Raw genomic sequence first — 504 nt, forward strand, 5'->3', positions numbered from 1 at the left:
AGGCGTTATATTACAAAAGGAGTTGTGGTGAAGTTTTTAAGTTTCTTAGTATTAACATTGTTATCTTTCACTGTTAATGCTTGTATGGTTCAGCCTGAGGGGCTTTCCGAAAAACATATACAACAATTCTTATATTATCTTATTGCCTCCGCTGTTTTATTGCCTCTGATCTTTATCTTTCGTTTTGTACATAACAAAAATAGGCTTTGGGTTCCGACTTTAGCAGTTTTGGCCTTTTTTTATGTCCCTTTTACTTCATATATTTTGGAGTATGCGGGACTTTCAGGTTTCGGAGGTGCTTGTGGTCGTCCTGGTTTAGTTCATACGGGGCAAGTCCTGCTTACAGGTATTAGTGTAATCTTTGCCTACGAGTTATTTAAATATTTTAAACATCGGCGTAAATTGTAATATAACAAGTCATTCAAAAGGACAAAAAACAGTTGGTTTTTGCTCCTGCGTCGCTTATTTTAACCAACTATTTTTTGCCTCTTAATGAGGCGTTAG

1 protein-coding gene is annotated in these 504 nt (G+C 36.1%); it reads left to right on the forward strand.

Annotation, left to right across the window (positions count from 1 at the left end; translation table 11 throughout):
* A partial coding sequence (locus B0X80_RS20280) for a hypothetical protein (protein WP_077343705.1) occupies positions 1-408 on the forward strand: 408 nt, incomplete at its 5' end.
* Positions 409-504 lie beyond the last annotated feature (96 nt).

This window comes from Pseudocolwellia agarivorans, assembly GCF_002000085.1.
GTDB classification, from domain to species: domain Bacteria; phylum Pseudomonadota; class Gammaproteobacteria; order Enterobacterales; family Alteromonadaceae; genus Pseudocolwellia; species Pseudocolwellia agarivorans.